The following is a 17,925-nucleotide window of genomic DNA, read 5'->3' as shown; positions in this document are numbered from 1 at the left end:
CAATCAAAAGATGCCTGCTAAAAATCATTTAAATGAAAAGCAAGTAGAGAAACTACAGAAAAGATTGAAAGAGGAAGAAAATGGACAAATCCGAGAAAGAATCTTGATTTTATTATTGCTAAATGATGGTAAAAAGCAAAGTGAAATTGCCAAGTTTTTGGGCTGCTCATTAAACAAAGTATGTTATTGGTGTGTACATGGAGACCCTGACAAATTAGAAAGCCTAAAAGATGAAAGAATGAAAGGAAATTATAGAAAAGCCACAGACAAATATATAGAGATATTATTAGAAACAGTAGAAAAAGAACCGGAAGAATTAGGATATGAATTTGGGAGATGGACAGGAGAAAGATTGGCAACTTATTTAGAACAAATCACAGGAATCAAATTAAGTAGTTCACAAGTGAGAAAGATATTAAAGGAAAAAAAGTATGTTTATTTGTGGGCAAAGTATAGCTTAGAAGAGAAAAGAGATCCAGAAAAAAGAAAATTATTTAAAGATAAAATAGAAGAATATTTGAAAATAGCAAAAGAAAGTCCAGAACAATTACAGGTATGGTTTTGGGATGAAAGTGGATTTAATTTAAGAGTGATAAAAAGAAAGAATTGGTGTAAAAAAGGGAAGAGGAAACAGATTAGAGGAGACAGGAGGAAAGGAAGAGTTAATGTGATGGGAGGATTGAGGTACTCGGATAAAAAAAGATTTGTAGAATTTCTGGATAAAGGAAATGCAGATAATTTTTATCAAGTGTTAAAAAGTTTTTATCAAGAGCTAATTTATGAATGGGTATTAGCGGGAAATCAAGCAGAAGAATTTGTAGAAAAAGGAGCTAAGATCCTGATTATTCTTGACAATGCAAGTTTTCACAAAAAAGAAGAGTACCTAGAAAAAATTAAAGCAGAAATGCCGAATGTCTATTTAGAATTTCTTCCAGCATATAGTCCAGATTATAATTTAATTGAATTAGTCTGGCATTCAGCTAAAGAATATATAGCTCATCGACTCTTTAAATCAGTTGATGAGCTAGAGTGTTTATTACATCAGCTTTTAAATGAAGGACAGTTATCTATTAAATGGGGACGTAAACTTAAAAACAAAGGTAATGCTATAATCACAGTTTAAATACACAACAGCTTAATGCTTTACGGACGTTTGGGAGATTTGAAAGCGATCGCCAAGTATTATTTAATATTCACGATGGCATTGATAGTGTATTATTAATGTTAAAAAGTCGGTTTAAAGGAACTAAAATCCGATCCCCCATTGAGGTGATTAAGAACTATGGAGACATCCCGGAAATTAACTGTTATCCCGGACATTTTAATCAAGCTTTATCTTATTTAATTAATTATAGCGTTAATGCTTTAGATGAAAAAGCCAAAGCTCAACCCTCTAATCCTGAATTTAAACCCACAATCACAATTAAAACCAGCTTAACTTCAGATTCTGTTATTTTATCAATTCAAGATAATAGTTTAGGAATACCTGAGAATGATCAAAATACAATTTTTGAAGCGTTATTAATCACAAAACCCGTAGAACAAGGAACTGGAATTGGTTTATCTGTCAGTCGTCAAATTATTGAAGAGCGACATCAAGGTACAATTAAATGTCAGTCAGTATTAGGAATTGGAACAGAATTTATCATCGAACTTCCCAGATCATCAGATTCTTAGACTTAATCCTAATTTCAATTATTAAAGACATCTTCATAAATTTGCGCCATTGTCAGCGTTAACCCCACAGATTCTAAGATTAAATCGTCTTTTTGTCCTAAAATTTGGATTGTCCAATTTCCTTGATCATCTTGACGATAAATTTCCACTTGCATTTGATTTTGGGAGACTAAAACATATTCTTTTAAACTGTCAAGGGTTTGATAGTTCATTAATTTTTCTCGTCTATCCGTAGTTTCTGTCGTTTCTGAAAGAACTTCTATAATTAAACTAGGTTGAGTTTTAAAATATCTATGATTATCTTGGGGGTTACAAGTGACCAGCAAGTCAGGATAATAGAAAATATCGTCTTGAACTTTAACTTTCATATCCGACACAAACACCCGACAAGAACTTCCCCGCAGATGAGGACGCAATAAGGCAAAAATATTTCCTGCAATAATATTATGTTCCTCACTCGCACCCGCCATCGCAAAGACATAGCCACCGACATATTCATGGCGAGTTTGACTGTTAGCTTCGGCGTTTAGATAGTCTTCAACGGTCAATAGGGGTAAAGGCGATCGCATTTTTTATTCCTCGTCATTATCTTTTATAAACATTCTATTAACATTATAGTCAAGATTATAGAAGTTAGGATATACGGAAAGTAACTAAATTGAGTAAAGCTGATCTGTTGTATGAAACTGAATATATGCTTTGAATACAGGATTTAATAGAAATAGCGATCGCCCTCCTCCTTCAACTTTTTCAATTAAATTCCGTCGAATTAATGATTGTATCGCTTGCATAAATTCAGGTTTTGATAATACCAGGTTAGCAGGTTTTTGGGAAATATTGACGGGTTGAGCTTGAGTCGCTAACCAATATATTACTTGTTTTTCTAATTTCGATAAACGGTCTAAGTGAGATTCTAAACCAGGTTCTAAATCTCCTAAATAGATATCATTTTGTTCGGCTAAAAACAGGGAAACACTACCATTAAAGAGTTCAATAATTGTTGAAGCAATAATCTTTAACCATCTAGGATGACCTTGATAGATTGTAATTAATTCTAACCAATTTTCCTGATCAATTAACCCTTTTTCTCGTAAGATTTCGGTTGCTTCTTCCCCTAATCCTTTGAGATTTAAGGTTTGTGCGGAGCTATTTTCTGTTTCTAAATTGGCGATTTCTATGGGTTTTGTCCAACTCAGGAGAATTAAACAACTTTGATGGGGAGATGTAGTAATTTGTTTAAAAAATTTACTATAATCTTCATATCCGGGTAAGTATTGACCTGCTAATTCACCACTTTTTAAAATATCCTGTAGGTCATCAAGAATCACTAAACAGCGAGAGTTACGAAAATAATCAATAACTGTAGATAAGAGGGTTTGTTGAGATTGAGAAAAAAAGTCTTTAAGTTCGGTTTGTAGTGTTGAAAGGGTAGGAATATTATTAAAACTTTTCCAGATAATATAATCAAATTCACTATTAATTTCTTCTATCAGCTTAACCGTTAGCGCACTTTTTCCAATTCCACTTAATCCATAAATGGTAATTAAGCGAGTATGGTCTTCTAATATCCATTGTTTGAGGGTAGTTAATTCTGAGGTGCGATCGTAAAAGGTCGTTAATTCAGGTGCTTCTATTAAATTGATAATTGTTGATTGATTTTGGGTTTGGGATGTTTCTGGGGGAGAGGGAGCTAATCTATTATTCATAATTTCTAGTTGTTGGATATTACTATAGCAAAAATTAATATTACTAACATTTATGAATTCTTTTGTAAAACTTGATGAAGTTATAGAAAAATTAGGTTTTTGTAAGGTACGGCGAAAATTATATTTATTAACTTCTTCACCTAAAGCACTGGAAATATTTTGCCATAGTTCCGAGGCAACATTTCTGACGTGACCTTCGGTACAATGTTCCGCTTCTGCTATTTCGCTATATTTCTGACCATCCAAGGTTCCTTTCAAAATGCTCTCTTGCAGACTATCTATATGTTTACCAGTCTGTGAAAAAAATAGATAATCTGTAAATTCTAATACATCTTTTATGTCCATTGATTTGAGATCGATAGATTTCTATCATATTATCATAAATTCTCTGACATCTGATGACATTGGGATGATAGATGACATTTTTGCTGACTAAATTAGTTACTCATCCTTACATCATGTCAGTTGTCTTTACAATTTTTATGTTGGAGAATAAATAATATTGATTCAAGACTTTATTATTTAAACTAGAGGGAATAACTGATGTCAAAAATAGTAAAACTTAGTAAAATATCGATAGCAGTCTTCGTTGGTAGTTTGGTTCTTGTGTCTCACACTCAGCCAGCTAATGCTGGGTGGTTTACAAAAGACACATACCTGGGTCGTATGACTGTGAGCGACAACCTGGCTTATTGGCGAGCGCAAGGAAGAATCGGTCTATCTACACCTCCTTGGGATCGTAATCAGCTTTGTCAATGGAAGTATGGTCGTGACAATGTATGGGGTAAGGCTGTTAGTTCGTGGGGTTCAGCAAATTGGCAGACAGATTGTTACCGTTGGCGATGGTTTTGGCAGTAATTTTACGGTCATTTTATCGTGGCTTAAATCTTTATGGTTGTTAGGCAGTCACGACATACACTAATATTAATCAGGGACTATTCGTGCCAGCTACAGACCTCCATTTGTAGTAGACACGAATAGCTCTTAGTTAGCTTGAATACTTTAATAAAAGTGATAAATGAAATATATTTTAAAAGTTATTTTTCCGGTTTATCGAAAAAAAAAATCAGGGTTTACCCTAGTGGAATTATTAGTTGTGATTACTATTATAGGTATTCTCGCCACTATTTCTATAAAGACAATGTTTAATTTAATCCATAAGGCTAAACAATCAGAAGCAATTACTTACATCAACACTTGTCAAAAAAAACAGATGGCTTACTATGCTGAAACTACCTTGTTTACAGACTCATTAAAATTACTAGGATTGCCAAATGAAACCAACAATTATATGTATCAGGTAGAAATATATCCTCCCACCCAACCTGAAGACGGTAATCAAACATTAGCGTGTTGTATGGCTGCGGAAAAAGGAGGCAATAGCCAGATGGTGTTGACCTGTGTATCATCCGGTAGCTAGAGAATTTCTTGTTTCATCGTTCTACCTTCTTAAAATACTAATCCTAGAGCGATCGCTTTTATTGATAAAAAAGAAGCGATCGCTCTAAATTATTATGACAGGTTAAGAATTTCCTCATTCCCAGGCTCATGCTTAAGAATATATGATCACTAATGTCTGTTTGTTCAACTGAAATTGACAAAATCAAATCAATATGATTAAATATATTAGGGTAAAAATATCTATAAAAAATGCCAACAGTTTTAAGATTTGAAAGCTATCGCTTTTATTTTTACAGCCATGAACCCAACGAACCTCCCCATATTCACATTGATAGAGATAATCTCTCAGCTAAATTCTGGTTATCGACCGTATCTTTAGCCAAAAATATAGGATTTAATGCTAAAGAGTTAAGAAAAATACAATCCCTTGTGGAAGTCAATCAACAAAAATTTTTAGAGGCATGGTATGAATACTTTGGCAATTCAAACTGATATTCGTGTAAAAAATGTTCTCATCCATGAAGATGCTTTTAGTGTGGAATTAATGGATGGACGCACTCTCACCACTCCCCTAGCTTGGTTTCCTCGACTATTAAAAGCGAACCCAGAACAATTACAAAAATGGGAAATTTGTGGTGGTGGTTATGGGATTCATTGGGAAGAAATAGATGAAGATATTAGTACCGAAGGATTATTACGCGGTGCTGCTGCACCTCAAAATCAAAGGCAATCCCTAGTATAAATTCTATTGTCGCTCATTTCAAGATTCTACCTTAAAATACTAATCCTAGAGCGATCGCTTTTATTTATTTAAAAGAAGCGATCGCTCTCTATTTTAGCTCGTCAGCAGTTTGCTCTGTGCCGAGATGCTAAGTTAATAATTCAAAGTAATTTGTTAGCTAATCAGAAAAAAATGATAATTGTCAAGATATGTTTTTTTGTAGCTTAGAGTGTTGTGACATTATAGGGGACTTCACCTAGCTCCCAGGCTCCTGCCTGGGAATATATTATAGAGGCTCTGCCTCTGGTTTTAGGTGGCAGAGCCACCCGAATATCATTTCTAGGTAGAACCTAGAAACGAGAAAATATTAATCCTAGAGCGATCGCATTTATTGATATAATGAGGAGCTAACGCTAACTAGGGATGAGGAATTAAAATTTATGTGTATCGTCCTTATAATCGCAACAATTGCAGCATTTATAATTAGTCTTATTTCTGCATTGACAATAATGCAGGATAATAGTTGGGATAGTGAAACTCATCGATTATTGTTGTTTGTGGGATTTATTGGAGGAATAATTTTAGTATTGACATATAAAATGATCTTAAGTTGTTAAAGATCGGTAGAACCAGGGAACTAGGAACTAAGTAACTCCTGACTTTAGGCGGCTACTCTCGTTCAGCCCAGTATTGTGTTCTACGCTTCTGATGTGCAACCGCTAAAATCCGAATCCGATCATCTTCTAGGATACGATAAAATAGAGAGTAAGAAAACTTAGGCAAAATTATCCGACGAGCAGAACTTTTAACCTTTGAACCAGCTTCAGGATATAGCATGAGGAAGTTTACTGCCTCTTCTACTTCTTCTAAAAACTCTAACCCAAGCCCAGGTTTTTGTTCCTCGTAATAGGCGGTGGCATCAATTAATTCTTGTTCTGCTAGTGGATGAAATATCACATTTTTCATTGCAGAAGACCACGAATCTTGTGAAACACTTGTTCAGCCGGAATGCCAGTAACTTCGCCGATATCCATTTCGCGATCGCGTCTTTCAGCTTCCTCACCCCAGCTTAATTCAACTTCTGCATCGTTTTCCCTACTTTGTCCCAAGTGTTTTAGGAGCCGCGAGAGCAATATTACTTGAGAGTCTTGTGGAAGTGCAAGAACCTCAGCTTCAAGATTTTCAAGTGTCATAGTATTTAATTATTTTTTGACACACTAATTCTATCATACTTTGGGACAAAAAACTATAGCTCTGATTTTCTAGTTTCAAAATTATACCTTAAAATACTAATCCTAGAGCGATCGCTTTTATTATAAATAAATTTAAGGTAAGAGTTGAGATTGTATAAAACTTAATCCCTGATCAAATTGTGATATCATTCTGCAATTAAAACTATTCAATTCTGCTTTAATTTCTGGTGTATCGAAATCTCTTGAATTACGGTTTAAAAAACAAGCAATTGTTGGTTGATTCTGCTGTAGATGAAACAGAACTGAAGCATAGACTAAGGCATCTTGAGGCATCAAAGCATAACAGTTTTCATAAGTTGCTGCTTCAGAGAGAATATTGCCATTTAGTGGGATAATATCTGCATGACTCAATAACCTATTTCTATATTTTGCAAATCGTTTTGTTTCTTCCACATCAATTTCAACCAATAAATTAAAAAACTCTCTAATATTATTTTGAATCCGATTTTTATAGGAAACTGTGCGTTCAAGCTGTTTGAATTCTCGATCAAGAGATTGCTGCAAAGCTTTACGATTTCTAGCTTGACGAATTAATTTTTCATGAGGTTCAGCTAAACTATAGGCGGGAATAATTAATGTTGCAGGTTTTTGCTCACTCAGTAACAGAATTCCTTCACAGCTTTTAAACTGTTCTTGCTCGAAAACTAATTCTAGGACAAAATTAGTCTCAACGTAAATATTCACGCAATATCCTCATATTGAAAATAACCACCTGCTATAGCTGTCCCTAGCCCTGACTCAACTAACCATTGTTGAGATTTATCACCCTCTTTACCCAAGGTTTGAGAATGAATTATTTCTCTTAACCAAGAAGTAACAATCATTTCAAAACTCTGGGGATTGATTTGATCTGCGGTAACTTCAGACCGTTCAAAGTAAGGTTGAAAAATCAGAGTTGCATCAATAATATAAGAAGGTTCTGCGATCTGTTTTTGATGATTCAGATTAGACCATAAATAGATTGAATCAGTAAAAACTAACATAATATAAGGGGTTTTTGGGAAATTTTCACTTTCAAAAATTTTCCAGCCTAATTCTATCACCCAAGGGAGTGGAGGATTAGATCGTCGCTTCACTTCAACAATTAATATTAGTTGGTTTTCACGATTATAAACCGATATATCCCAACCAGAACGTCCAGATGGTTTTGATCCTAAATCATTGCGATTAAAGGTAGCAAGTTGAGAGTTTTTTTCAATATTTTCAACCTGAAGTTCTGCTAAAACACGGGTGGCGATCGCATTTTGTTCGTCTTCTGGAAGTTTTTCTAATTCTTCCATAACTTGCTGAAGTAATTTATTCATTTTCATTTCTCCTGTTCTCATTATTGGTGAAGTATTACTAACTACGAGCATAAGTCAAATCATCATCTAATTCTTCTGGTGTGTAGTGTCGTAAAACTCCACGCTCTCCCAAGAGTTGCCCAAATTGATATTTATCCATAACAGCCAGTTCTCGTGCTTTACCAAAGGATAATAGATCCTGACTATAGAGAGCGATCGCTAATTCTTGCCGCAATTCCTGTTCAATACGTTGTTCTGGTAAACGAATTGCTTGCAAAACTGAATCAGAAATTAAAATTTGTAGTCCCATATTCGTTTAAGGTTTATTGAGTTAACACAGAAACTCATCTGCTAATGTCTTGACTTACCGTTTCAGCTAAAGTACCCCACTCTTGATCTGTTGTTTCCTTGCTTCAATATTATACCTTAAAATACTAATCCTAGAGCGATCGCTTTTATTGATCTAAAAGAAGCGATCGCACTTCTTCAAAAACCTCAACTTCACTTTAGGGGATAAAAAGCCGACTTACACCCATATAACTATTAATATTAAGCACAATCTCAATTAGACGCTCAACACAACGTTCTCGATATTCCGAATCATTGAATAATCTATCAGCGTTTCCTATCGTAATCACAGGTTTGGAATAATATCAAGCCAACCTTGATTAGCAATAGAGCCAAAGAAAATCATGGCGTGTCCATTGAGATTATGATCTATCAAAAAAATCATGCTTTAGCCTCACGTTTTGCCTTAGCTGCTCGCAGTTTTTCCCATGCAACTTCGGTTCCAGGTTGGGGAGGTTGAGCGGCAATTCTAGCAATCAGATCGCGGTTTTTTTCTTCATAATTATAGTCGTAGTTCTTCAGCTTCTTTAAGAACAATTTGATACTCAGCTTCAACATCAGCGCGATTGGCTTCAATATAAGCTAAAGCTGCGTTAATTTGTGCCTCTGTCAAATCAAATAATCCCCTGATAAATTTAGATGGATATTGAGCCGTCACATAATCCATAATATCGTAGATAGTGATGCGTGTACCTGCGATTGTTAATCCTCTTTCTGTACGGATAATAGCTGTTCGTTCGTTAGGTACAGTTGTCATACTGATAGTCTCCTAAAAGTTATTTTTATATTACTAACTGATTTAATCACCTACAACAGGAGCTTGAGCGTGGATGATTCTTTGGATAATAAAATCATCCCTCCTGGCATTAATAGGATAATTAGTCTCTCATTTCCAACCCAAGAGAGCTTTAGCCATCTTGTTACCCTGTAAGCTTTTCCACCTTTTCTGCCTATTAGAGAAACTATATATTAAGTTTTGTTAAAATTGAGTCCTATTATTCGCTTTGCTATTTCAATAATCACCTGTTGTTGGTAAACTCTTTAATTAAAGTTTAATTGAAAATCCCCTTCAAAGAGAACACTAAAGTTGAGTGTTTTCCCCTTTGGTTGATGATGTGTTCAAGTCATATCTAAGCTAGAGGGTGCAGATTTTAATCCCAATCATCACACCTTAACCTATCAACACCGGAAAAAGTTATTGATTTTGTGCATCAACCCTAGAGTTGAATCTTGAAGTTTAACGAAAGGGTAAATAACATTATTATTCCAAGTTGGAATCAAAACATTAGGAGTATCAAGCTTTCACATCAGGTTATGGCAGTTGCCAAATCCATGTTTGACAAAAACTGATGGTAAAACCAAGGGCGGTGAAGTTTCTTCCTCCCGGTTCCCTGCTATCAGTCTGTTGTGAAGTCAGCAGTTTTTAGCCGTTGAGATGGCTAAACATTAGGCTGATTAAATTTAAAACTTTTCTTAATATAAGGAGCATTCAGTTTTATGACCAGCACCACAACAGCATCACTACTGTATTTTAATGGTTCCGATGATAAGATTGATGTTGGCTACAACAATGAGTTAAATCCCCAAACTTTCACAATTGAAGCTTGGGCTTTATCCCTCACCTCAAATACAGGAATTGAACGTTCTGTATTAACTTCCCGTCCCGATAGTTATCGGTGGGGGTATATGTTTTATCAAGCTTGTGTTCAAGATAATTGGGAATTATGGCTGTTATCTCCGAATGGCAATTATCAAAAAATTCACGGGCCAAAAGTTCAAGCTAACGTCTGGACTCATTTAGCCGGGACTTTTGATCCCAGTTCATCCGTAGCACGGTTATATATCAATGGTCAGCAAGTCGCTCAAGAAACCGTAGCCTATCAACCCACCGCGCCGACGGGTTATAACAGCCGGAATATCTTACGCATTGGAGCAGGTTCTACCGAGTCGGGGTATTGTGTTGGGGGAACTTATTTCTTTAATGGTTATATTGATGAAGTTCGCATCTGGAATACCGTTCACAGCGCACAAGAAATTCAGGCAAAAATGAATCAGCGCCTCACGGGTCAAGAAGCGAATTTAGTGGCTTATTGGCGGTTAAGCAATATTTCTGGAGCCCAAGTTCCTGACCTCACAGGTCATGGTCATAATGGCAATATTTGTAAAGGTTCGATGGGTGCTAATATTATTAACCCACCCTTTACTCCTCCGTCCACTCCCGCCCCAACTCCCGCCCCAACTCCCGCCCCAACTCCAGTTCCCACACCCCCACCTGCTCCACTGTTCGGTCAATTTGAAGTGCTGAGTACCTCAGAAATTGGTTATAATTTCACTAATACTTATGGTCGGGAACTGACTGTTTTCTTTACCCCGTCAGGAGAATGGAAACCTGCCTATTTCCTCCCCTACTATACCCCCGCAGGTGCACCTGGTTTTCCCTATCAAGAATATATGGTTTATCCCCAAAATACCTCCTTTGCGCTGTTAGCCATTGACTTAGAAACCAATACGGTTTTAGCCGAAATTACCGGGACAACTCAATTAGTCATTAAAGCCGGACAAACAATTGCTTTCCGCATCAATGATGTGGTGGGTTGTTATGCGGATAATTATGGGGCTTTTACTGTTCAATGGTTAGCTACTTAAGTTAATTCTCAAACATTAAAAGCGAAGAGTGAGGAAACCCAAAAAAGATTAGATTTCCCATTCTTCTGATTCCTAAAACGCATTTTTCACTTAATTCAGAATACAAGGAGAAGCAGCAAATGGTTGTTGAATTGCAATTCCGCACACTATTAAATGGTCAAACTTTTGGAACCGGAACCTTTAGTTATAACGGACAATATGCACCGGGTACTATTCTACATCAAGGAGATTTAATTTCATTTACTTATCAGGATGAAATTGTTGGATCATTTGACTTAAGCCACTTAGCAAATTTTGATTTTGTCTATCAAAGTGTTGACACTATTTGCGCTTTTAATATTATTGTAGCCTCTGCGGATCGCACGCGATCGCTAACGGCTGGCCCCGCCCAACCTCACCTGACCCGACCCGGAACATCGGCCGATGTCGCTAAACCCCGTTCTCAAGTCATAGAATTAGAATGGCCGACTCCCAAAACTCCCGCCCCAACTCCCGCCCCAACTCCCGCCCCAACTCCAATTCCCACACCCCCACCCGCTCCACTATTCGGTCAATTTGAAGTGCTGAGTACCTCAGAAATTGGTTATAACTTCACAAATACTTATGGTCGGGATCTGACTGTTTTCTTTACCCCGTCAGGAGAATGGAAACCTGCCTATTTCCTCCCCTACTATACCCCCGCAGGTGCACCTGGTTTTCCCTATCAAGAATATATGGTTTATCCCCAAAATACTTCCTTTGCGCTGTTAGCCATTGACTTAGAAACCAATACGGTTTTAGCCGAAATTACCGGGACAACTCAATTAGTCATTAAAGCCGGACAAACAATTGCTTTCCGCATCAATGATGTGGTGGGTTGTTATGCGGATAATTATGGGGCTTTTACTGTTCAATGGTTAGCCACTTAGGTCAACCCTAATCTAGTTTTTGCACTCTTTCATCTTGTGAAGAAAAAGAAAACTAGAGCGAGGGGATTAAAGTCCAATTTCACAGGAGATTAAATGGCAACACTTTAAAAGAATAATTCCTAATTGATAACGGTTAGTAGGCTCTAGTACAATTCTGTATTAACAAGAGTTATTTTCTTGATAAAGCAGGATAAAATTGTTCTGGAATTTAATTAAAATTCGTAACAATTATTGATTATTTCTCTTAAAGTGTTGGCAACATTTTCGGCTTTATTTAATATAATGAGAAAATCTACTCATCCGATGCGAGCGCTCACCATTAGAACAGTAGAATGTCCCCCTTTTAAAGCAAGCCCATCTACAAGTTCCACTCAACCCTGTTCTGGAACTGTGGAATTAGAATAGTCAACTCAGAAATTCCCCCATTATTCACACCAAAACAACAGAATATATCTTAAAAATAGATCTTTTGTTTTGCTATATATGCAGAAAAAATTTCAATTGAATTGAAATCAATATGAAATCCCATGATGAAGGCTACGGATAATCCCCCCCAACCCCCCTTAAAAAGTAGGGAGATGTGTAGCATACATTTAAGGATTTCATATAAGGTGATTTCTACTGAATTAAAAAATCTGTATAAACCGTTGAACTCTGCCTCAATGAAGTTGTGGTTGATTACTCCGAGAGATGGAGTTTAGCGACGATTAAATAGGAAAGCGCATTCAATTCAATTGTAAGTCTTCGTTCCAGTCTCTCCCTTCATCAATTATCAGGAGTAAAAATCGATGTCTGATGCTCAACAATGGCCTTTCCCATTACCCAATACAAAAGATTTAGTCAGTTTGTTGAATTGGCTGTATCTTCAAGGAAAACGGGATTTTCCCTATAGCTATCTGTATGAAGCCAATCTAACCAATGCCAAACTCCCCTCAGTCAATCTTAGCTTTTCCTATTTGTACAAAGCGAATTTGTTAGGCGTTGACTTGATGGCAGCTAACTTAGGTTATAGCTTTTTTGCCTATAGCTACTTAGGCTATGCCAATCTCACCTATGCCTATTTAGGGTATGCCTATTTAGCTTATTCTAACCTCAGTCATGCCAATTTAAGTTTTGCCAATTTGAGTCATTCTGATTTAAGCTTTGCAGATTTAAGTTATGCAGATTTAACCAATGCAGATTTAAGTTATGCGGATTTAAGTTTTGTGAATCTGACGGGCGCGAATCTCACCAATACCAAATTGACGGGTGTAACCATTATGGGAATTACACTCACCAATATTCAATTGGTTAACACCTATTTTGCCCAAACCCAAGTCATTGCGAGTGGCAAATTTGAAGTTCCAGCTAACTCGGAAGATGGCGTCGCATTAATGAATAATAGTAACCGTGATGCCTCCGTTAATATCATGCCATCAGGTTCGTGGAAAAACGGGCCAAATACAGCATCTTTCTCATCGGCAGGAGATGCTTCTTATGCAAAAGCTGGAATGAAACATCCTCAAAATACAGCTTTTTCGCTATTAGCCATTAATCCCATCACAAATATAGTCCAAGAAATTTATACCCCAACAGTCATTGCGATTAAACCGGGCGAATCATTAATTTTCAGAATGAATGATGCCCCTGGAGCTTACGGTAATAACGTTGGCAGTATAACTGTTAATTGGTCAGAAGTTGGTCGCTAATTCAGGCATTATTCAAGGGGGAAAATTAGCGTTGATTTGTTATTTTCCCCTTGAATAAGGGTAAGTCAGTCTAACTTATTGAAAAGGAATTAAAGATATGACAACCAGTAATTTTCAAACCTCTCTCTTGTGCTTTGATGGTGTTGATGACTATGTAGAAATTCAATACCAAACCCAATTAAATCCTCCCACTTTCACGGTTGAAGCTTGGGTTTTAGATTTGAGTATTCCTGATACAAACTTAGGAATTATCACTTCAGCACCCTCGATAAAAAGTAGCTCTAACAGGGGATATTATGATTTTGTAGAACAGACCGGACGTTCATTTTTTGCACTTCATGTTCCTGGAGGCAGTAACAACGCTGAGGTAAATAATTCTTTACCCAAAAATGTTTGGATTCACCTTGCAGGAACTTACGATCCAGCAACTAAAAGGCAACTTTTCTATATCAACGGTAAACTTGTAAAATCTTATACAAGTAGCTATAAGCCAGAACCCCCCGAATCTGCTAACATCTATAACCTGTTGCGACTAGGAACAGGAATCATTGATCGATCAGGTTTTGGGGGTAATTTCAAAGGATACATTGACGAAGTTCGCATCTGGAATATCGTTCGTACTGAACAACAAATTCAAGAAAGCTTTAATAAACCATTAACAGGGAAAGAACCCAATTTAGTCGGATATTGGCACTTGAGTAATCTTTCTGGGAATAAAGTTCCTGATTTAACTGGGAATGGTTTAGATGGAATTATTTATGGGAATGCTACCTCTCAATTAATTGATCACTCCCCATTTACCACTCCGCAGCCAGAGAAAACAAAAACTTTTGATGTTGATATCAACTCAACCTCTGGTACTCCCTTTAAAAATGATTTTCAACAGGAAGTTAGCTTCAAAATCTCTGCTACAGGAACCTGGAAACCAGCTACTTGGGCTGACTGTACACCTGCCGGATGGCCCGGTTTTGAATATCAAAGTCAAATGAAATATCCAAACAATACTTCCTTTGCTTTGTTAGTTGTTGATGCTGACACTAACACGGTTTTAGCCGAATTAGGAAGCGAAATTACTTTAGTTTTAAAACCCAGTCAAACGATTACCTTTGTCGTCAATGACGTTCCTGTCAATGATGGCTATCAAGATAATACAGGACATCTCAGCATCACTTCTGTTGCACAGATTCCTTGAAATAGCAATCGGTAAAATTAGATAGGGTTTGGTTCTTGGAGCTAGTTAAATTTTAGCTTTTACCCAACTCTTATCTCGGTCTATTGTTGCCTGTGTTAACTCAATTGAACTTAATCTCGTTGGAGTTTATATTATTATGATCACTCACAATCCCAAAAGTCCTCTATTTCGATTTGATGGCAATAAAGACTATGCAGATATTCCCTTTAAAAACGAATTAACCCCACCTAATTTAACCGTTGAACTTTGGGTTTTACAAATAGAAAAGTATAAATATTCGGCGGCGACCCTTCCCCTCATCAGCACGACCGAACAACAAGAGTTAGGATATACCCTTGGGGAATATAATGCAGCCACAGGCTTACAGATGATCTTTCAAGTCGATACTTTGACCGAGCGTTATCCACTGTTTGTAAAAACCCCTTTACCCCTCAATGTTTGGACACATTTTGCAGGGACGTATGACCAGAAATCCCAAATTTCCTGTTTCTATATCAATGGCGAACTCCTGCAAACTTATAATTTCGCAAACACGCACTATAATCCACTTAAACCCCAGACCCCTGCAACTTCTAATATATTGCGACTGGGAGCGCTAGTCAAAAAGTCAAAAGATGGGAAAAATCTTGTATTTTGTGAATTCAATGGATATATGGATGAAGTTCGCATTTGGGATGTCGTTCGTACTCAACAGCAAATTCAGGAAACCATCAATCAAGAATTAACCGGAAAAGAACCTAATTTAGTGGGATATTGGCGGTTTAGTAATCTTTCCGATAATAAAGTTCCTGATTTAACCGGGAAAGGTTTAGATGGGATAATTATTAAGAATGACAATCCTGTCACGCCTATACCCAAAACCCAAACTTTTGAGGCTGACCTCTGCTCACAAGCGGGAGTGAACTTTACTAATACTTTTGCTCAGGAAGTTTCATTCAAAATTTCTGCGTCTGGAACCTGGAAACCCGCGAGTTGGGGTGAGTTAACCCCCGGAGGCTGGCCCGGTTTTGAATATCAAAGTCAAATGAAATATCCAAACAATACTTCCTTTGCTTTGTTAGTCGTTGATGTTGAAACTAAAACGGTTTTAGGTGAATTAGGAAGCGAAATTACTTTAGTCTTAAAACCCAGTCAAACGATTACCTTTGTCGTCAATGACGTTCCTATTTCTGAGGGCTATACTGATGGCTATAAAGATAATACGGGAAATATCAGCATCACTTGTACTGCACTCATTCCCTAAAATTAGGTTTCAGGTTTCAACTCTTGACGGTTAACTGTCAATACCCCTCTTCCCCTCCCGAACCTTTCTCTATTTCAGAGAAACTCGCAGCACATCTTCTGGTATATTTTCAATTAAATAACCGTAGGCAGGATGTTGTTGTTCTAGGGTAGCAGGAATAGGAGAAACAGAGGTAAGCAACCAAATTTCATCAAACTTGTTCCATAAATCTTGTAACTCTGGATGAATGGCACTATCTGCAAAAAGATTCATCACAACTCCATAAATTGCCGTTAAATCTGATAACGTTCCTTGAACATAAATTTGCCCCCGAACAACGGCAGCATCTAACGATAACTTCCCCTGAATAATCGCCCTTAAGGTTTCAGCATCACTGCGAAAATCGTACTGTAGGGTCGAGGTTCCTTCCCCCCTCCTAATGGGTTCAATTTCAACTTGTAATGGTTCACCCCCATGGGCCTGCAATTGTAAAGGAATGCCGTCGAGTTCAATGAGGGCGGATTTGTCTGAAACCGCTAGAACAAAGTGATCCCAAGTTGACCCTCCCTGAGTGCGAATTTGGCAGACTAATTCCTCTAACCATTCCTTTAATTGTTGCTGACGTTCTCTCACAAAATCAACCATCTTTAGGAGTTAAAAATGAATTTTATTTAAACCGAAATCTAAAACCAACATAGCATAAAAATTAATCCAGTTAAACCCCAGTAATCCCTATTAGCTATTCAAATAGCAACGACTGAGTAAGAACCAATGTTTGATAAAACAATTATTAATGAAGCCTTACAAAATTCCCGTTCTGCTATTGTCAGTAAAATTCAAGAGTTTGTCAATAGCAAACGTCAAGGTACAGGTGCTTATGAGCCTTTATATGATTTATTAACCGACTATCCCTTTCGAGTGGGAAAAATGCTCAGGCCCACAATTTGTATTAGTGTCGCTCGTGCCGTTGGAGGAATAGGACAATCTGCCTTAGCAACTGCTGCCGCCTTAGAACTTTATCATAATGCTTTTTTGATTCATGATGATATTGAAGATGGCTCAGAATCTCGACGAGGAAAAGAAACCTTACATTCTCGAATTGGAATTCCTCGTGCGATTAATGTTGGAGATGCGACTAATGTTTTAGCGGTGGGTTTATTATTAGAAAATTTATCATCTTTGGGAGTTACAAAAACCTTAAATATTCTCCATGAAATTGAAGTGATGGCACAACAATCCGTTGAAGGACAGGCAATGGAGTTAGATTGGGTAGCTGATAATACTTCCAATCTAACAGATCAAGATTATTTTACCATGTGCGTTAAAAAAACCTGTTGGTATTCCTTCATGACCCCTTGCCGGATTGGGTTTATTGTCGGAAATCCTAATGCTAACGCCAGTGCATTAGTCAAACCTTTAGCCGATTTAACTCGATTTGGAATGCTACTAGGAATTGCTTTTCAAATTCAAGATGATCTGTTAAATTTAATTGGAGAAATGGAAGCTTATGGAAAAGAAATTGGGGGAGATATTTATGAGGGAAAACGAACAGTGATGTTAAATCATGTTATTAGTCATAGTAATCCCGGAGAATCACAAGAAATTCTTAAAATATTAGCAACTCCCAGAGAAGATAAAACTTCCGATCAAATTGAATTTATTTTGAAATTAATGCAAAAGTATGGCAGTATAGATCATGGTTGGTGTTTAGCTCGTTCTTATGCAAAACAATCCGCAGAACTATTTGAAACCTTGGATTTTCTTGAGGCTGAAACCCCCTTACGTTCAGAGGAAAAATTTATTTCCGAATATCATGACCGACGATTTTTAAAAGAATTGATTAATTATGTAATTTATCGCAATTTATAATTCCCTAAAAA

Annotated in this window: 22 protein-coding genes; 13 read left to right on the top strand and 9 right to left on the bottom strand. The window is 36.9% G+C overall.

Features of this window, described 5'->3' with window-relative positions; translation table 11 throughout:
- Nucleotides 1-10 precede the first annotated feature (10 nt).
- Both NMK36_RS04710 and NMK36_RS04705 read left to right on the top strand, forming a co-directional pair.
- Nucleotides 11-1,123: an IS630 family transposase gene (locus tag NMK36_RS04710; protein WP_254172743.1), complete on the top strand. Its 1,113-nt coding sequence runs from the start codon at nucleotides 11-13 to the stop codon at nucleotides 1,121-1,123.
- 98 nt (nucleotides 1,124-1,221) lie between these two features.
- Nucleotides 1,222-1,677 carry a sensor histidine kinase gene (locus NMK36_RS04705; RefSeq protein ID WP_254173090.1) on the top strand — a complete coding sequence of 152 codons (456 nt, stop codon included), beginning with the start codon at nucleotides 1,222-1,224 and terminating at the stop codon, nucleotides 1,675-1,677.
- 14 nt (nucleotides 1,678-1,691) lie between these two features.
- Here NMK36_RS04705 and NMK36_RS04700 read toward each other — a convergent pair whose 3' ends face one another.
- Nucleotides 1,692-2,246: a Uma2 family endonuclease gene (locus tag NMK36_RS04700; protein ID WP_072720124.1), complete on the bottom strand. Its 555-nt coding sequence runs from the start codon at nucleotides 2,244-2,246 to the stop codon at nucleotides 1,692-1,694.
- 84 nt (nucleotides 2,247-2,330) lie between these two features.
- Nucleotides 2,331-3,728 carry an NB-ARC domain-containing protein gene (locus NMK36_RS04695; RefSeq protein ID WP_072720125.1) on the bottom strand — a complete coding sequence of 466 codons (1,398 nt, stop codon included), beginning with the start codon at nucleotides 3,726-3,728 and terminating at the stop codon, nucleotides 2,331-2,333.
- A gap of 418 nt (nucleotides 3,729-4,146) precedes the next feature.
- Here NMK36_RS04695 and NMK36_RS04690 point away from each other — a divergent pair, with 418 nt between their 5' ends.
- The 4 genes from NMK36_RS04690 to NMK36_RS04675 all read left to right on the top strand — a co-directional run bounded on the left by NMK36_RS04690 (nucleotide 4,147) and on the right by NMK36_RS04675 (nucleotide 5,526).
- A complete protein-coding gene (locus NMK36_RS04690) occupies nucleotides 4,147-4,305 on the top strand; it encodes a hypothetical protein (RefSeq protein ID WP_186440395.1) in 159 nt (52 codons plus the stop codon).
- 96 nt (nucleotides 4,306-4,401) lie between these two features.
- Nucleotides 4,402-4,803, top strand: coding sequence for a type IV pilin protein (locus tag NMK36_RS04685; RefSeq protein ID WP_072720127.1), 402 nt, complete (start codon nucleotides 4,402-4,404; stop codon nucleotides 4,801-4,803).
- Between the two features lie 230 nt (nucleotides 4,804-5,033).
- The gene (locus NMK36_RS04680) at nucleotides 5,034-5,276 is read left to right on the top strand and encodes a DUF4160 domain-containing protein (RefSeq protein WP_072720128.1); all 243 of its coding nucleotides are present in this window, start codon (nucleotides 5,034-5,036) and stop codon (nucleotides 5,274-5,276) included.
- The gene (locus NMK36_RS04675; protein ID WP_072720129.1) at nucleotides 5,251-5,526 is read left to right on the top strand and encodes a DUF2442 domain-containing protein; all 276 of its coding nucleotides are present in this window, start codon (nucleotides 5,251-5,253) and stop codon (nucleotides 5,524-5,526) included. The genes NMK36_RS04680 and NMK36_RS04675 overlap by 26 nt, the downstream gene beginning before the upstream one ends.
- A gap of 648 nt (nucleotides 5,527-6,174) precedes the next feature.
- Here NMK36_RS04675 and NMK36_RS04670 read toward each other — a convergent pair.
- From NMK36_RS04670 to NMK36_RS04650, 5 genes are all read right to left on the bottom strand, one after another.
- Nucleotides 6,175-6,471, bottom strand: coding sequence for a type II toxin-antitoxin system RelE/ParE family toxin (locus tag NMK36_RS04670; RefSeq protein WP_072720130.1), 297 nt, complete (start codon nucleotides 6,469-6,471; stop codon nucleotides 6,175-6,177).
- Entirely contained in the window at nucleotides 6,468-6,698 is a 231-nt protein-coding gene (locus tag NMK36_RS04665; protein WP_072720131.1) for an addiction module protein, read from the bottom strand. The genes NMK36_RS04670 and NMK36_RS04665 overlap by 4 nt, the downstream gene beginning before the upstream one ends.
- Before the next feature lie 132 nt (nucleotides 6,699-6,830).
- A complete protein-coding gene (locus NMK36_RS04660; RefSeq protein WP_254173089.1) occupies nucleotides 6,831-7,442 on the bottom strand; it encodes a PIN domain-containing protein in 612 nt (203 codons plus the stop codon).
- The gene (locus NMK36_RS04655; protein ID WP_254173088.1) at nucleotides 7,439-8,062 is read right to left on the bottom strand and encodes a hypothetical protein; all 624 of its coding nucleotides are present in this window, start codon (nucleotides 8,060-8,062) and stop codon (nucleotides 7,439-7,441) included. The genes NMK36_RS04660 and NMK36_RS04655 overlap by 4 nt, the downstream gene beginning before the upstream one ends.
- Nucleotides 8,063-8,099: 37 nt before the next feature.
- Complete coding sequence (locus NMK36_RS04650; protein WP_072720133.1) at nucleotides 8,100-8,351, bottom strand: UPF0175 family protein; 252 nt, start codon at nucleotides 8,349-8,351, stop codon at nucleotides 8,100-8,102.
- A gap of 354 nt (nucleotides 8,352-8,705) precedes the next feature.
- Between NMK36_RS04650 and NMK36_RS28930 the strand changes: the two genes are divergently transcribed.
- Complete coding sequence (locus tag NMK36_RS28930; RefSeq protein ID WP_367997169.1) at nucleotides 8,706-8,849, top strand: hypothetical protein; 144 nt, start codon at nucleotides 8,706-8,708, stop codon at nucleotides 8,847-8,849.
- Nucleotides 8,850-8,891: 42 nt separating this feature from the next.
- Here NMK36_RS28930 and NMK36_RS04640 read toward each other — a convergent pair whose 3' ends face one another.
- Entirely contained in the window at nucleotides 8,892-9,146 is a 255-nt protein-coding gene (locus tag NMK36_RS04640; protein WP_367997168.1) for a DUF433 domain-containing protein, read from the bottom strand.
- Between the two features lie 740 nt (nucleotides 9,147-9,886).
- Here NMK36_RS04640 and NMK36_RS04635 point away from each other — a divergent pair.
- The 5 genes from NMK36_RS04635 to NMK36_RS04615 all read left to right on the top strand — a co-directional run bounded on the left by NMK36_RS04635 (nucleotide 9,887) and on the right by NMK36_RS04615 (nucleotide 16,066).
- Nucleotides 9,887-11,035: a LamG domain-containing protein gene (locus tag NMK36_RS04635; protein WP_254173087.1), complete on the top strand. Its 1,149-nt coding sequence runs from the start codon at nucleotides 9,887-9,889 to the stop codon at nucleotides 11,033-11,035.
- A 119-nt stretch (nucleotides 11,036-11,154) separates the two neighbouring features.
- Nucleotides 11,155-11,943 (top strand): hypothetical protein, encoded by a 789-nt coding sequence (locus NMK36_RS04630; RefSeq protein WP_254173086.1) that lies wholly within the window; start codon nucleotides 11,155-11,157, stop codon nucleotides 11,941-11,943.
- Between the two features lie 788 nt (nucleotides 11,944-12,731).
- Nucleotides 12,732-13,631, top strand: a complete 900-nt coding sequence (locus NMK36_RS04625; protein WP_254173085.1) for a LecA/PA-IL family lectin — start codon at nucleotides 12,732-12,734, stop codon at nucleotides 13,629-13,631.
- A gap of 97 nt (nucleotides 13,632-13,728) precedes the next feature.
- On the top strand, nucleotides 13,729-14,823 hold the full coding sequence (locus tag NMK36_RS04620; protein ID WP_254173084.1) for a LamG domain-containing protein: 1,095 nt from the start codon (nucleotides 13,729-13,731) through the stop codon (nucleotides 14,821-14,823).
- Between the two features lie 136 nt (nucleotides 14,824-14,959).
- On the top strand, nucleotides 14,960-16,066 hold the full coding sequence (locus NMK36_RS04615; protein ID WP_072720138.1) for a LamG domain-containing protein: 1,107 nt from the start codon (nucleotides 14,960-14,962) through the stop codon (nucleotides 16,064-16,066).
- Nucleotides 16,067-16,135: 69 nt separating this feature from the next.
- On the opposite strand, the gene NMK36_RS04610 is transcribed toward NMK36_RS04615, so the two are convergent.
- Nucleotides 16,136-16,690, bottom strand: coding sequence for a hypothetical protein (locus NMK36_RS04610; RefSeq protein ID WP_254173083.1), 555 nt, complete (start codon nucleotides 16,688-16,690; stop codon nucleotides 16,136-16,138).
- A 126-nt stretch (nucleotides 16,691-16,816) separates the two neighbouring features.
- Between NMK36_RS04610 and NMK36_RS04605 the strand changes: the two genes are divergently transcribed.
- Nucleotides 16,817-17,914 carry a polyprenyl synthetase family protein gene (locus tag NMK36_RS04605; RefSeq protein WP_254173082.1) on the top strand — a complete coding sequence of 366 codons (1,098 nt, stop codon included), beginning with the start codon at nucleotides 16,817-16,819 and terminating at the stop codon, nucleotides 17,912-17,914.
- Nucleotides 17,915-17,925 lie beyond the last annotated feature (11 nt).

Origin of the sequence: Planktothrix pseudagardhii, from assembly GCF_904830925.1 — a bacterium.
GTDB classification, from domain to species: Bacteria; Cyanobacteriota; Cyanobacteriia; order Cyanobacteriales; family Microcoleaceae; genus Planktothrix; species Planktothrix tepida.
Note: the sequence above shows the minus strand (reverse complement) of the source record. Positions and strands in the feature narration are given on the sequence as shown.